Source organism: Pseudoalteromonas sp. ATL1, from assembly GCF_058933015.1.
In genome coordinates, this window is record NZ_JBZYXL010000001.1 from 4,018,015 (window position 1) to 4,033,803 (window position 15,789).

Below are 15,789 nucleotides of genomic sequence, written 5' to 3' on the forward strand. Positions count from 1 at the left end.
AATCTCAATTGAACTATCAAATTTTACTCTGGCAACGAGTCTATTACCGACTTTTTATTTTGCTCTGGAAGCGCAATACCTTGTTTACTAGTTTTAATTCTTCCAAGTGCCTCTTCCTTATGAGTTGGATAAACTTGCCCTATTCTAGCTAGATTTGTTTGAGGGCTATCCATGGCGATTGTTTGACTTAGATTTACTATTCTTTGCAAACGGGCGGTTGCACCTGTTTTCTCTAGGTTGGATTTCTTCGCGTCTTTTTGCTGCGCTTTGGTCGGTTTACTTCTATCAATATCTGAACTTAAGGCCCACAACTGAGTTTCATTATCATCGGTTAATCGACCCATTGCACTGTCTAAATTTTTAAAGGGCGTTATGATGTCATCATGGATCTTCTTATTTTTATACTGCACTCGTCCATTTAATTCTGTGATTTCCCCACGGGGAATTGGTTCTGATATTTTGTCGCTTATATTTCTAAGCTTTGCACTTCGCTTATCCATGGAGCCTGTTACATCTAACCCAGGATCAAAACTATCGCCTGGATCATCGTCTCTATCTTTTGGGTCGGGACCTTTAATAACATTCACTCGGATCCACTCAAGGCTATGGCTTGCATCACCGATTGATGGTTTTTTTGCCACTTCATTCACTAGGTTTTTCGCTCTTCCAGAGGATAATATATCGGAATAAACACTTTTTAATCCTTGTTCAACTGTGTTGTCATTTATCGGTAATGGATCAAACTCACCGCCAGCATCAGGGTTAAAAAACTCTTCTTCAATTGTGTTGTAATCAGCAATACTTTTTTTGATGTCCACTCTGACTCTATTTGTAAATTCGCCCAATTTGCTATCAGGGATAATATGATGATAAGTCGACCCTTTTTCTTTTAATGGCCGCCAGACAGTGGGCCCGCTTTCTAGTACTTTTAACTTAAACTCTTCAATATTATTAAATTTGAACATAATTGTTCTCTGCATGTTATAAATAAAAACCAAACACAAGCTAGTTCTCAACTCAAAACTGACTACTATTTAAGTGATGATTGCTCAAAAGCGTAGATGTATATAAGTGAATTAGCTGCCGACAAATAAAATATCTTACCCACAACTTGATATATAGAGAGGTTTTCATGTAGTGGCAAAATTGTAAGAGAAGCTAGCTTCGTTATCGCTCTTAACATCATTTTGCAAATTTTTAAGTTTATCGATGCCCTTTTGCATTTTCTTATCCTTATCATTAATTAAATTATTTCTTGCTATATGCAACCGAAAATAAAAACCATAGCCACATTACATAAAATTTACCTTTGTTTTTTACTAACCTACTACGTCGATATTCAAGGAATAAAACAGTTCTTGCTCTATACCTTCGCCCCTTATTTTTTCATACTCAAAAAAGCCAACTTGCTTTAGAATTCGTCTCGACGAAGTATTGTGCACCCACGCAGAAGTGGTTATTTGCGCGATATTTAAACTCGGAGCAAGCATGCGAATATGCTCAACCGCTAGTTCAACACCCATTTTGCCAAACCCTTGACCTTGATAATCACTACCAATCCAAAATGATAAGTGAGCACTGGCTGCTGAAGCGGTAGAGCATGGTTCTGCTTGCTCACCTTGTGTAGGCTCAAGTTGAGACTCTAAATCAATCACAACACCACCTACAAAACCCAATGCGCTGTGTATTAAGGCTAAGTGTGCTTTTTGCCCATTATCACCTTCTTGCTGCCAATGGGGCCACTGGCGCTCAAGTTGCGCAAAGCTGTCGAGTTTTACACCGCGAAGACGCTGAGCAATATCCTTACGTCGGTACTGCAAATAAAACTCACCCAAATGCTGCTGACCTAACGGCAACAAGTGCAACTGCTGATTATCATCCAGTTCAACACAGTGTTTGATTGCATGGTCAAACCAAGTAAGTTGTGTAAGACGCGCCTGATAAGCGGCAATATCGTTATGTAACTGTCGCGCTTGTTTATCATCAGGGCTTAACTCCAGCGCAAGTTCGATGCACTGCATGGTGAATTTTTCTTGTCCAGTAGCATGTGCCACCAGCGCTAAGTTGTGTAGGCAAGCTGTGTTAGGTTCATCCAATTCCATTAAAGCCAAAAAGCACCGTTTCGCCAATTGCCAATAGCTTAAATCAATAGCAAATAGCCCCAACTGGAATACAAATTCATCACGCTTGAGCGAGGGTACATAAACCTGCCAAACTTGTGCTAATACTTGATGCCAAGTCAGCCTTAAATCACTTGGCACTCCCTGCTCTAGCAAGCGTGGTAAAAAAAGAGCTAGAAGCTTAGGTTCATACTCATATTGGCGCATAAACGCTAATATTTGCGTGTCATCCAGCGCCTTAGTCGCCCCAGCTAGGCTTTGTATGATGCGTTCACTATCTTCTGGCGATTGCTTAGCGAAGTAACGATAAAACGTCTGCTGTGTATGCCTGTATCGTTGCGGTGTTTGACTCGATTTAACATGCATCAAAGTAGATTTTTTACATTGATGACTGCTGCCTATCAACTGTGAAAATGGCGTATTTTCTGCCAATAATGCCGAGAAATTGATCGGAATCCTTATACCTACTTCGTTGTCGTTTTTGGGAAGTGTGATATCGCCATCCGAATCTGTCGAAAAATCGCTCACTAGCATTAAACTTCCCTCGCACAATGATTGCTCAAGTCCAAAGAGTAAGCTGTATGCTGAAACTGGTAAGGCGAACGTTTGACAAGCGCCTTGTTGTGAATAGGTGCGTAATACCCGAGAAAAATGCGCCTTAACTTGTTCAGGGAGTTGTGACATCACCTGCTCTATGCTCGTGTTTTGCCAACGATAAGCTAATTGCGAGTGATTATTAGGTGTGGTTTTCTCATTTTTTCGAGCCCCTGCTTTTTCCCATGCCAGAGGCAACGCTAACGGTGATTTGCTTTCTAAAAGCAACTTGGCAACTTGCGCTATGTACAAGTCTTGATAATGTACTTGGAGCACCATTTGTGGCAATTGCGACAATACGCCATTGGCAATAAATACCGTGGGATTGGCAGTAAAATCTAGCCAATTTTCATTGTTATCATACTCAGGTAGCTGCATATTTTTATCTAGCTGCCAGAACAAGGTTGCCGCCTGATGATGCCGCTTGTAATGCGCAAAATAAGGGTGCTCAGTAAGCTTGGCTAACACAGATTGCTCTGCGTCGGCAAAGAGATAACACAGTTTTATATCTTTAAACTCTGGTTGTTCAAGCACTGGAGTGAGTTTGTCTAGCAAGGCCAAACCAAATTGGCCTGCACCTGCTTGTGCTTGCAAAAGATAAATGGGCTTATTTAAGTTAAATAACTGGTTATTAACACCGTCACACAGCCAAGCTAGGATGGTTTGCGCATAGGCTTCTAGCCATGCTTGATTAAACCAACTCGCTTGCACACTCGCAATGGGGGTTGTAGGCCAAATATCAGCATCGAGTGTCGTTTTGAACTCCCCCGCTAACAGGGCATTTTCTGGTATTGGCGTTGCTTGTGGGGTTGGCGAAAGCGTGGCTATTTCAAGCATGATGATTCCTGTTCAATGCTTTAAGCGTTAAAAGTTAAGGTGTTCGATGCGCAATCAACGCATTTTAATAATGTAACGAATAGGTTGAATGGGGTTATCCACCAACGATGCCAAATTAGGAGTACCGTTTAGGCCATCGCAGGCTAAAAAGCCGTCGGGGACTTGTGCGCCGCAGTAAAGTAAAATACACCCGATAGGCAAGCTCACTGACTGGGTATTTGCATAAGCAGTATTTTGGCTTGTGGGTGCGGTATACGCTTGGCTTGTTGGTGTTGTAGTGCTTGATGAAGGGACACCGAGTAGCTGCCCCTCAACAATTAAGTCCCCTTGAATACACACACTTTGTTGAAAAACCGTGTTGGCTTGATGGTGTTCTGGCAGTGAAAAGGTCAGTACCTGCCCCGCTGCCGACGACTGCTTGGTAATGCCATCATCGCTTTGAATGAGCGCTGCATCTAAAAACTCGGCAAACTGCGCCTGAGTGGGTTTAGCCCCAGTAATAAAGTAGCGCTTCAGTCGTTCACGCAGTGTGGTAAACATGAGTTATAGAAAATTAAGGGTTAGATACAATAACGCGTTCTTGCCATGTGTCGTTCGACAGGCTGAGGATACTGTGTTTTTGTACTAAATCGTTTTCAACGAGTTTAAGCACAACAACGGCAACATCACCTAAATAGCGTTTCAAGGCAGGATCTAAGTTGTAAGTTTTAGGGTTGATCCCGTCATCAAAAACGGTAATTGGATAAATACCTCTTTCAGAGCCGTTTTTCACCAGAAAATAGTCACCTGCGTAAAACTCAGTTGCGCCAAAACTCGTTGGTTCAATTGAGCCAGAGGGCAAATCATCGCTAGCAGCTACAACACGGCCGGCATAACCCAGTACATCTGCAATGTCTTCTACACGGTGTAAGTCTGTAACTTGCATATCAAGGTATTGGTTCATATCGGCGCGCACTTGGTAAATGGCGCTGTTGAGTAGGTTTAAGCTTTTGGCTTTGTTGCTATCACGAGCGCTCAGCTCTTCGAGTTTTTGGATCACGTTAACGAAGTTATTCATAGAAGTTTCCTTTGGTAGGAGGGAGAAATAAAAAAGGCTGGATCAAATGTCGAGTGAATTAAAGCAGGAATCTGCCCGTTGAGTCATATGCGTAATACCCATCATTTAATTTGTACACATCATAGTAAGCATGCTCACTTTTTAGAGCGATAGTAAGACTAGACTCATCTGCAAACTGAATAACAGCCTGAGTGTTAGTTCCCCAAGTTCCCTGAAAGTCCTGCAACCTGAAGTGGGTTACTTGTGCACTCACAGACACTTGAATTATTGCCTCTGAGCTTATGTTTAAAAATACGATGGAGTTAATGGGAATACTAAAATCATTAGAATAAGCCTGAGGCTCAATATTAAAAAGCTGAGCGTGGATTTGCTGCTGGTAGGCAGTCAGGCTTTGCTGTAAAGCGGCACTATCAACCACTTTACCTGACACGCCATTGGTAACATCATCATTGCTTGCAAAGTCTACATTAAAGCGGCTGTTATCTTGCACTAAACCAGCACCAGCTATTGATAACGTCTCTGTTGCCTGCCATTTATATACATCACCACTTTCTGTTTTATGATGTGTTTTGAGTAAAAACGCTTGATTTTGATAGTTTGCACCTTGGCTAATAATTACCGCATCGCCTTGTCTCATATCTGCGGGTAGATACATATCTGTCGGTTGTACGCTAAACCCTTCAGTGAGTTTGTTTACTTGCCAAATATGGTTTTCACTTTGGTTTATTTGTGCGTTAAAAAGCACTAAATCGCCATTTTTAAGTGCATACCCATCAATTTCACTAGGTACATTATCGATATCAATGTTTTTCGAGGTTTCAATACAAGCTATCGTTAATTCTTTAAGCTTTGGGCAACTTAACGCATCGATTTTTTGGTTTAACCACGCACCATGCTCTGCTGTAGACAGTTTATTCTGATCGCCGGCTAAAACGTCCTCTAGTGTCGCGGTTGGTAAGTTACCTATGCTGATATTGGCTAAATCACTCCCATCACCAATGAATTTGCCGTAGATTTCTTCTGCGGTGAGTGTTGCAGTGTCTGGGCCGTCAACAATAGTTAAATCAATTTGCTTAGGTAAATGCACGTTCGCTAGATTCGAAACCGCCGAACCATCACCGATTAACGTGGCGTATACTTTATCCGCGATTAAACTTGCCGTGCCATCGCCCGTTGCTGTCGTTAAATCAATTTGTTTTGGCAGATTGTGGTTGGCAAGGTTAGTGACTTGTGCCCCATCGCCAATCAAAGTTGAAGCATTGACCGTTGTCGCGGTAAGTTGCTCTGTTGTTAAGCTTGCCGTGCCTGCACCAGTAGCCGTGGTTAAATCAATTTGCTTTGGCAGGTTGTCATTGGCAAGGTTAGTCACTTGTGCACCGTCACCAATCAAAGCAGAAGCATTGACTGTTGTCGCGGTAAGTTGTTCTGTTGTTAAACTTGCCGTGCCCGCACCCGTTGCTGCGGTTAAATCAATTTGCTTTGGTAGGTTGTCGTTGGCAAGGTTAGTCACTTGTGCACCGTCACCAATCAAAGCAGAAGCATTGACTGTTGTCGCGGTAAGTTGTTCTGTTGTTAAACTTGCCGTGCCTGCACCGGTTGCTGTCGTTAAATCAATTTGCTTTGGCAGATTGTCGTTGGCAAGGTTAGTGACTTGCGCCCCATCGCCAATCAAAGTTGAAGCATTGACCGTTGTCGCGGTAAGTTGCTCTGTTGTTAAGCTTGCCGTGCCCGCACCGGTTGCTGTCGTTAAATCAATTTGCTTTGGCAGGTTGTCGTTGGCAAGATTAGTGACTTGCGCGCCGTCGCCAATCAAAGTTGAAGCATTGACCGTTGTCGCGGTAAGTTGCTCTGTTGTTAAGCTTGCCGTGCCCGCACCCGTTGCTGTGGTTAAATCAATTTGCTTTGGCAGGTTGTCATTGGCAAGGTTAGTGACTTGCGCGCCGTCACCACTTAAATAGGTCGCATTCACTTCTTCCGCTGTTAAGCTTGCCGTACCAGCGCCCATTGCCGTTGTTAAATCAATTTGCTTAGGCAAGTTATCGTTGGCAAGATTCGTTACTTGCGAACCATCGCCAAGTAGCGCTTTAGCCGTTAATGATGAACTTTGTCCAATGACGGTAAGATCGATCTGCTCTGGTAAACGAGTGTTATCAATAGCACTATAATTTACCGCATCAATAAGCTCAGCAAATTCCTCTTGAGTAGGAATATCACCACGCTGAAAATAGCTTTTCAGCAGCGCGTTGAGTTCTGAAGTAGTCATAATAATCCTTTGTGATCTTTAAATATAAATGTCAGCCGCAGAGCGAGCGCTCAACACGAGCCGAATAAAGAGTGGGTTGTGATAAAGAAAGAGAAAATTAGCTGGGCTTGTTATCTAGTTTGTTGTTCATTTCCTTGATGATAGGCAACTGGACTGGGTCAAAGACAGGCATAGGCAGTGATAGCGAATAGATAACGGTTGGCTTGGGTGTGCTCCCCAGCGCTTGCCACACTTGCCCGGTGATTTTTTCGCTGTGTTCGTTACCAAATAACTGACTGCGCACCCCGTATGGCGAAATATCAATTTGCTGCATTTGCATAATGTCTTCTGGGATAAAATCAAACTTGCCTAAGCCGGCAATTAAATGACTTAAAAACAAATGCTCAATTTCAGCCCCTTGCTCTTCGTCTTTGCTCCACACCGTCATCATGTAACTAAGCGATACAAATCTTGGCTCAATAAACCGAGTACGGTGGGTTTGTGTGAAGTTCATTTGCGTGCGCGGCGGCTCGCTTTGACGGCGCTGAATATCCTCGCTAATGCCAATTAAGTAGCAATTAATCACCGGAATGTCGCTCACCATTTTGTCAAAGAATGCCTTGTCGGGCGCTTGAAAACTCAATTTGGTTTGAGAACCACCTAGGCCAAGTAAGGCGTTGTTGCTATAGGGTAATACGGTTTGTTCAAGTAAGGCTTTAAGTGCTTGTTGCACTTTATAGATAAGCGTTGGATCCATGTTTGTCTCCATTTAACCAATTGGTCAGAGATTGCTGGGCCATAAAACCACCGTGTTGTTTAGCCATTTCACGGTGAATGGCTATGGCGACTTCGTTGCGGCTAATAAGGGGTTTATTGGCCATTAAGCTTTGTAGCAGTGCCACTTCACAAATATTGATAATTTGTGCGGCGCTCAGTTCAAACAACTCAGCCAGTTTGTGTATGCCTTGCTGTAAGTGACTGTCGGCGTTGCCTTCTAAGTGATGACTCCAAACAGCAACTCGCTCTTGCGCGGTAGGTAAGGTAAATTCAATCACCCCATGAAAACGCCTTAAAAACGCCTCATCCAAATTGTTTTTAAAGTTGGTGCTCAGTAACAGTAGCCCCGAGTAATGTTCCATGCGCTGCAGCAAATAACTCACGCCCATATTGGCGTTTTTATCATGGCTTGACTCCACTTCACTGCGTTTAGCGAAAATAGCGTCGGCTTCATCAAACATCAGTACCGCGTTATTACGTTCGGCGGAGTCAAACAACTTAGCCAAGTGCTTTTCTGTTTCCCCTATCCATTTACTGGCGATATTAGCCAAATTCACAATGTACAAAGGCAGTTGCAGCTCACCCGCGATAGCCTCGGCAGCCATGGATTTACCGGTCCCAGGTTTGCCCCAAAACAGCGCCTTACAACCTTGGTTGAACCTAGTTAGTCGTGCTTGCAAAGTGGTTTGCATATTCACCCGCGCCACCAGCTCATGCAGTTGCATGGCCACTTTATCTTGCAGCATCATATCTTTTAGGGTGTAGCGCGCTTGGCACAGTTTAGCTAATTCGTCGCAATGCTGACTTTGCGCCTCAAAACACAGCCCCTGCAAAGTTTGCCAATAATCACTTGGATTATACTGCTTGGCTTTCTCTGCCAAGCGCTGCATATTGGCAAGCGCCACCGGATATTTGGCAGCCAGCTGATTGGCATACGTTTTATCTTGCTCAGTAACCACTTCATTTGCGCGCAAAGCCAACCATGCTTGGGCGCGTTGTGCTAAGTTAGGCTCTTGAATAGACTCACTGTGCGTATTCGCAAAAATATCGCCAAGTGTTAGGTCTTCACCTTGTGTGACCAAGGTAAGTGTTTTGTTTGCATTGTTTGCACAAAGTAAGGTGCTTAACTTTCTAAGATATGCTTTTGGCAAAGAAGCTAAGTTAGGCCAGTACAACAGCATGGACTCACCACTTGCCTGCAACAACAAACAAGCCAGCTCCCCCACTACATCAGAAAAGTTAATCTGCTCTGCTTGCTCACCGATATATTGCGCGGCTTTAACATGATGGTGTATGGCACTTTGTGCGACAAACCACTGATTGAGTTGCTGATCGCCGCTATGTAGTTGCACCAAGTCAAAGCTCGTCAATTTCTGCTGCGCATAGCCACAGGCTGTGAATACAGGATCAACGTGTGACCGTGACAATGCAAAATAGCTAAGTTGCGCACTGTCATGTTCACCAAAACACAAAAACGACTGTAAAAAAGAAGCAAGATAAACACAGCGCTGTAGACCGAATGCGTCGTTTTGCAGTCGTAGCAAGCCCCATGTAAACACGGGGGAGCTTTGATTAATATGCACCATGCTCTGTTGTTTGTTTAAAGCGCTGTCGACCAACGTCAACAGCTTATCTAAACTCAACATCGGGCCTTGTTCAAACCAACTGAGGCCTAAAAATGGGGCTATTACGTCAGGATCTTGCTCTTGCAAATACACCAGCGCTAACATTCTCACTTCCTGTGAAGAGAGGGAGAATAAACGCATAACATGCATAAATCGAGGCGTAGAAATGAGTTTATCGAGTACTTGGTGTAGCTGTGTAAAAGCGTCACCAATTTTCTCGTCTTGTGATTTTATCGCATCAGCAAATACATACAGCCGATGCGCAGTTTCTCGCTCTAGCGCACTTTGTTCGCTATCAAGATTAAAGGCATGGCGTGGCATGTATTAACCCTCAATCATTTTTTCAGCAAGCTCTTGCGCACGACGCCCAACTTGGTTTGCCCATCTTGAGTCCAGCATTTCACGGGCGGCATCTTCGTAGTCTTGCCGCTCAAGCGCCGCTATCATCTTTTTAAATTTACTTAACCCTGCCACGCCCAAGTTAAATGCCATATCAAGCAAAATCAGTTTACGTGATTCATTAAGCGTATTAAAAATACTGATATTGCTACTCACTTGAACCAACACATCTTTAATATCGTTAGTGAGTAAATAATGCGCTTCTTCAAGTGTAATTCCGCGATCCGTTAAATTGCGGCCAATACCTATCGTCACCTTGCCTTCTGAACATGCATATGGTGTTAACGATAATCCTTCATAACGCAATAGCTGTTCTTTAAGTGTTTGTAATCCCTGCTCTGTTAATACTGCCATGATTAAGCCTCTTTCACTGGTTTGAGTAATTCTATAGGTAGTGTTAGCAACATACTTTGCTCTAATCCTTCTACCTCAACAGCAACGAGTTTTTTATTGCGTCGCTCAATGAGTTTGCCTCGGTAGCCTTTTAAGCTGCCGCTTGTAATTTCAATGTGCATGCCTTTAACCAAACGGTTTGCCAACACATCAACGATATTACCATTTAAAACAAACTGTTTAATTTTTTCGATTTCACTTGGCGAAATAATGGCTGGCTGATTATTAAATTTAACGTAGGACACAAAACCAGAAAAACGTTTTAAATGTTGAAATTCATTACCGTCGATATAGACAAATACATACGATTTAAACAAAGGTGTGTCAGTCGTTTTAACTCTGTCACTCCACTGTTTTTGTTGCTGTATAACCGGCAAAAATGCTTCACAGTCGCTTTGTAATTTATTTACCTGCTCTGCCAATTTTTTCTCGCAATTGGCCTTGGTATAAACCACAAACCATTGTCTTTTGTTCATAATGTGTGTGCTCCTGCCAAGCTCCGCCACATCAGTCCCATACGAGTGATGTAGCAGAGTTTTGTAATTTAAGGAGCGCAATACGCTCCAGTTACATGGATAACGGAATAAAACTGAATGTGTGAAAAGATTTTTTATTAACGATTGGATTGCAAAACACTGAGTCTTTTTCTCGCTAACTGCACCCGTTTGCGAGCATTTTCTTGTGTTATTTGCAGCTGATTGGCGATTTCAGAATAATCCATTTCATAAATAAATTTATATTGAATAGCCTGCTTAAGCTCAGGAGGTAGACGATTTATCGCCTGAGTTAATTGGTTGTATAAATGACCGCGTTCATGTTCACTTTCTAAAGAGCGAGATTGGTTTTCAGTGAAATAGAATTGGCTTGGGTTGCCACTAACAAGGCTTACTAGATCATTTTCTTTGCTATTTAATCGATGGATGTCCATGCATACATTGTGTGCAATTCGACATAACCAGGCAAAAATATTTTCAATATTGCTGGCATCTTGAGCGTAAGCGTAAAATGCTTTTTCACGCGTTTGCGCCATCGCATCTTCGATTTTATCACTGTCGTTATGAAGCCATTTGTAACAACAAGATAATACGCGTTCATTATACTCAGACCAAAGACGCCAAAATTCTAAATTGGGTTTTGTCGCAGCTTGCGCACTTAAATAAGAATTCCTTGATACTAACATCATCTCTCCGCTTTAAATTGAATTTACGAAGCGATGACGCAGAACTGAATATTATGTGAATAAAAAAATCACAAAAACAAAACCAACCATTAACCAACAGTAATACTTTGTAACTATCTTCATGGGTGTTTTGTGTAAACTATCCACAGATATCAAAGACCATAATATTAAATTGGGTACGATGTCCATTACAAAGCATTACAACTAAAAATTGCAATAGACAGGCCACAGAGTTAGTCACCACAGTTCCTTTTGTGGAAAAATCATTGTATGGGAATATGTAGGGAAATAACACCAAGACATCATTCTGCCAGTCAGGCTCGAGAAGTTGCTTGATGTGGGCCAAATAAAACAATAAAAAAAGCAGGCAAAACGCCTGCTTCATTTATGCAGTGATGCTTGCTTATTAGTTCGAGCTAAGGCCTAAGCTTTGGCGGATCTGATGCATTTGCTCTTGTAGGCGCCCTTGAATGTCGCTGACTTGTTGGCTTGAGCTATTTACCTGCTCTTTCATTTGCTTCATTTCATCACTGAAATTATCTAGCAGGCCACTTTGCTGTTGAGATAACTCCATGGCATGGGTTGCCACCTGATCCGCAGTTTGCGCGCTTTGCGCGACACCCTCAGAGTTCTTTTTCAACTCCTGAGCATGATTGGTTTGTAGCTCGGCATCTTCCGCTAATGCGGAGATCTGGGTTGATACACGCGAGGAGTTTTCGCCTAAAATATTGAGCTGCGCATTAATATCCTTTAATGAGTCTTGCGTTTGTTGAGCCAGCTTTCTCACTTCGTCCGCAACCACGGCAAATCCACGACCATGCTCACCAGCACGCGCCGATTCGATAGCAGCGTTTAATGCAAGTAAGTTCGTTTGTTCTGCGATATTTCTGATTATCTCAATGACTTTACCTACATCAGCCACGCCATTGAGTAGCTCATTCAAGCTTGCTAATCCCTCTTCAACACGATTTTGCGTTTTAGAACTGGCCGTTAGCATCGCCTCCGCAAACGTCACACTTTGTGTCATTGCATTGAATGTTTGATTGGCGTTATCAGATACTTGGCTATTGATATCACTGGCTTCCACACCCAAATCTTTGACTTGGTCAAGCATACTTTGAGTTTGCTCAACACGGTGGTAAGTCATGTCTGACTGCTTGCTGATCTTCGATAAATTTTCGCTCATTTGCTGCATAAATTGGTTGATCACATTGAGCATTTCCTCACGCTCTTGTGCCTCGATACGCTGCCTTTCAATCAACTGGTTAAAGTAAGTAGCAATTTCTCCCAACTCGGTATTAGGGTTGTTGCTTTCTATTACTTTAAGCTCATTACTTTCCAATAAGTCTTTGAATCCATCACGAAGATGACGTAATGGCATCAACACTTGATTACGCTGTACTAGGTATACCCCCATCGCAAGCAACACAAGCAGACCGATTGCGACACCAAAAATAATCAAAACACGTTCAGACAAGGCACCTTGTTGGTCTTTTAGCTTCTGCTCGGCATTGAGCATCACACTTGAGATGCGTTTAATATCGTCACGTAAACTGCGTATACCCGATTGTCGGTTTTTCGCTTGCGTCATGGTCGCACTGAGATCGCGTTCAAAGCGATTTGGCCAACTGGTTAATTCTGCCTTGATCTCTTCTGCTAAGTCTTCCGCTTCGGTACCCAAAAACAGTTCATCTTCATCAATCTCAGACATCACACCTAAATTTTGTAACGCCGAGATCTGCGTTGCAAGCTGCTGTAATCGAGCAACCGTTTGCTGCAAGTTGTTCTCGGTATCGGTATCAAAACTCATAACCAATTGGTAGGTGTAAATGCTCAGGTTACTGACTTGAGAATAATAATCAGCTGCCAGCTCATGATACTGGGGTGCCAACTCATGACCTTGTGCTTTGAGTGTGTAATTGACCAAAGATGACGCCGATCCAGCCATTTGTCGTAGGGCATTATCCAACAGCGCCATTTCGTTGCCCGACAATTTACCCAATGCGCGGTATTTGCCCTTAATATCGGAGTCCAACTGCTCAAGTTGCAGTCGCATTTTTTCACTTAACGATGCGGGCAACACGTTTAAGTTCTGTGTTTTAATTCTATCAATCAACTCAGAAGAGCGATTAAGATACTGGCCATCACCGCTGCCTAGGTAATCTTCAATGGTGCCTTCAAGATCAATCAAAATGGTATTCTTGAGCTGGGTATATGCCATATTTTGGCTATCTAGGTCACTGAGTACCTGAGAAGCCCAGACAAGCACGGCTGCTAAAAACACACTGGCGGACGCCAATAGAATCGCTAATAGCCGAGTAAACGACGAAACACGCATAACCACAACACCTATATAAGAGTAAGCGCGCGTAGAGTATTACCCTTTTATGACAATTTAATGTAATTTACCTAAAAAACGTACAGACGGTTTTAAAATCATACTTTCATCGTACATTTTACATGCAACAGACTGGGGCGCTTTATTTCATAGCGGCTTTAACATAAACATCAAAGCGGTTCTTTTTGGTTTTTATTTGCATAGATGGCGCCTTATTATTTAAAAAAGGCGCATAATCTGGTCTTTTTACCACAACCCGTTTACTGGCGAGTTCATAGGCGCTTTCAAGCAAATTATCGGCATCATCATCGCCACCAACCAACTCTTGGAACACGCGCATTTCTTTTTTAACTAATGCGGATTTCTCGCGGTGTGGGAACATAGGGTCAAGATAAACCACATCCGGTTGTTCATCGGTACTCGGCAATAAGGTGTGACTTGAGCCAAATTGCATTTGCATATTTTGTTGCATCCAAGCACCAATTTCTGCATCTTGGTAAGCGCGCTGTAAGCCGTCATATAACAGTGCTGCAACAACGGGATGGCGCTCGTGCAAAGTCACTTTACAACCCAGTGCCGCCAGTACAAACGCATCTCGCCCAAGGCCAGCCGTTGCATCAAGCACATGTGGTGTTGCTCCTTTATTTAACCCAACCGCTTTAGCAATCGCTTGTCCTTTACCGCCGCCAAACTTGCGTCGGTGTGCCGCTGCGCCCGTCACAAAATCGACTAACACCGCCCCCAATTTAGGCTCATCAGCTTTAACAAGTTGCAGGCCAGATTCGTCATAATGAAGTTTAAAGGTTGGTTGCTCAGTTAAGTTGCCAGATTGCTGTGCCCACTCAATGAGTGTAAAACGCTTTTCTAGCTCTGATAAATAAGGGCGGTTTTCAACAAAGGGGGTATGAATTAGCACGGCAGACTCCTAACTTAAAGCCTGCTCAGTATACCTAAAGCGGCTCAGTCGGGACACTGATAAATCATGTTTGCGCGTGTTAAATGTGCGCCATCTAACTAGAAAAGCTCAATATCGACCTGCGATGCCACATCCGCTTCGCTCCAAGGTTTAGCCATTTTGTTGATGCTATCAATCAACTCATGTCGCACTTGGGTAATTTCATCTAAAGTTGACTTAATCACGGTTAATTCATCGTTTAAAAATTCAAAGTGATGGTGGAGTTTATCGAGCTGCTCGCTATGTTCATTCGATAGCTTGCTTTTAAGCGCTTTAATAAGATCAGAAAAGGCGCTGACTTTGTCACTATGCTGTGAGTCTATGCCGTGCAATTGCGCACTCAGCGCCTCAAATATCAAACCAATTTGTTCCACTTTATTGAGTGCATCTTCGCTGCTTTCCATGTCTTTGATTTTGGCATTGGTGGCCTCGAGTAAATGTGGTAACAAGTCTTTGTAACGCCCATAAAGCGCCGCATCATCTACGGGCATATTTTTTACCAACAAGGATACCTTCGGGTAATTGATGATGGTGCGTCGTCCAAAATCAACAAATCGGCTGCCATCTCGGTGCTTTTCAAGTAGCTCTTGCTCTATCGGTTGGATAGTTCCCTCGTTCGAAAAAAACACCGCTGTGCCGCGATACCAAAATACCAGTGCCACTTCCAATTGCAGCGGTACAAAGAACTCCAAAAAATAGCTACTGAGCGAATCAAGATCGTGTGCGTGATAAGATTGACCCACATAGCGCATTATCCGCCCCATATCGCCCGAGTCAGTCATGGCAATTTCTGCGGTGATCTGTGCGCGCTGTACATCTTTGACTAGCTGCTTAGATTGTTGACGGTAGTTATCTAGCACCTCGATACGGGCTAATAATTCAGGACACTCAAACGGCTTAACAATGTAATCGGCGGCACCCGCATTGTAACCACGCATGCGCTCGGAAATGTCGCTTTTTTGCGATAAAAACATCACAGGGGTATTGGCTGTTTCTTCTAAACGTTTGAGTTTTTGGCAGGTTTCAAAGCCATTCATGCCCGGCATTTCAACATCAAGCAAGATAATATCGGGTTGATGCTTTTGCGCTAAACGTATGCCATCTTCACCATTACGAGCATGCAGCAGCTGACAACTCGAAGAAAGTGCTTCTTCAATAATACAATGTGCCAGCTTATCGTCATCAATTGCCAATACCAGTTTGCTCATCATCTAGCCTCAAGCCATTCTATTCTTTAAAAAGCATAGACCTAGAAAATAAATTTGCGAACAG

13 protein-coding genes are annotated in these 15,789 nt (G+C 43.1%); all 13 read right to left on the minus strand.

Features of this window, described 5'->3' with window-relative positions:
* Positions 1–23: 23 nt before the first annotated feature.
* Positions 24–965: a hypothetical protein gene (locus tag AC5FX4_RS17605; protein ID WP_493607612.1), complete on the minus strand. Its 942-nt coding sequence runs from the start codon at positions 963–965 to the stop codon at positions 24–26.
* 354 nt (positions 966–1,319) lie between these two features.
* The gene (locus tag AC5FX4_RS17610) at positions 1,320–3,551 is read right to left on the minus strand and encodes a GNAT family N-acetyltransferase (RefSeq protein WP_493607613.1); all 2,232 of its coding nucleotides are present in this window, start codon (positions 3,549–3,551) and stop codon (positions 1,320–1,322) included.
* 54 nt (positions 3,552–3,605) lie between these two features.
* A complete protein-coding gene (locus tag AC5FX4_RS17615; protein ID WP_493607614.1) occupies positions 3,606–4,091 on the minus strand; it encodes a hypothetical protein in 486 nt (161 codons plus the stop codon).
* Between the two features lie 13 nt (positions 4,092–4,104).
* Positions 4,105–4,608 carry a hypothetical protein gene (locus AC5FX4_RS17620; protein WP_493607615.1) on the minus strand — a complete coding sequence of 168 codons (504 nt, stop codon included), beginning with the start codon at positions 4,606–4,608 and terminating at the stop codon, positions 4,105–4,107.
* Positions 4,609–4,666: 58 nt separating this feature from the next.
* Complete coding sequence (locus AC5FX4_RS17625; RefSeq protein ID WP_493607616.1) at positions 4,667–6,871, minus strand: autotransporter outer membrane beta-barrel domain-containing protein; 2,205 nt, start codon at positions 6,869–6,871, stop codon at positions 4,667–4,669.
* 97 nt (positions 6,872–6,968) lie between these two features.
* Positions 6,969–7,607 (minus strand): Pvc16 family protein, encoded by a 639-nt coding sequence (locus tag AC5FX4_RS17630; RefSeq protein ID WP_493607617.1) that lies wholly within the window; start codon positions 7,605–7,607, stop codon positions 6,969–6,971.
* Complete coding sequence (locus tag AC5FX4_RS17635; RefSeq protein WP_493607618.1) at positions 7,585–9,573, minus strand: ATP-binding protein; 1,989 nt, start codon at positions 9,571–9,573, stop codon at positions 7,585–7,587. The genes AC5FX4_RS17630 and AC5FX4_RS17635 overlap by 23 nt, the downstream gene beginning before the upstream one ends.
* 3 nt (positions 9,574–9,576) lie before the next feature.
* The gene (locus tag AC5FX4_RS17640; protein WP_493607619.1) at positions 9,577–10,005 is read right to left on the minus strand and encodes a glycoside hydrolase family protein; all 429 of its coding nucleotides are present in this window, start codon (positions 10,003–10,005) and stop codon (positions 9,577–9,579) included.
* Positions 10,006–10,007: 2 nt separating this feature from the next.
* A complete protein-coding gene (locus AC5FX4_RS17645; protein ID WP_493607620.1) occupies positions 10,008–10,520 on the minus strand; it encodes a UpxY family transcription antiterminator in 513 nt (170 codons plus the stop codon).
* Positions 10,521–10,657: 137 nt separating this feature from the next.
* Positions 10,658–11,227 (minus strand): RNA polymerase sigma factor, encoded by a 570-nt coding sequence (locus tag AC5FX4_RS17650; RefSeq protein ID WP_493607621.1) that lies wholly within the window; start codon positions 11,225–11,227, stop codon positions 10,658–10,660.
* 403 nt (positions 11,228–11,630) lie between these two features.
* Positions 11,631–13,562, minus strand: coding sequence for a methyl-accepting chemotaxis protein (locus AC5FX4_RS17655; protein WP_493607622.1), 1,932 nt, complete (start codon positions 13,560–13,562; stop codon positions 11,631–11,633).
* Between the two features lie 142 nt (positions 13,563–13,704).
* Complete coding sequence (locus AC5FX4_RS17660) at positions 13,705–14,478, minus strand: class I SAM-dependent methyltransferase (protein WP_493607623.1); 774 nt, start codon at positions 14,476–14,478, stop codon at positions 13,705–13,707.
* Between the two features lie 98 nt (positions 14,479–14,576).
* Positions 14,577–15,725, minus strand: coding sequence for a response regulator (locus AC5FX4_RS17665; RefSeq protein WP_493607849.1), 1,149 nt, complete (start codon positions 15,723–15,725; stop codon positions 14,577–14,579).
* Between the last annotated feature and the right edge of the window lie 64 nt (positions 15,726–15,789).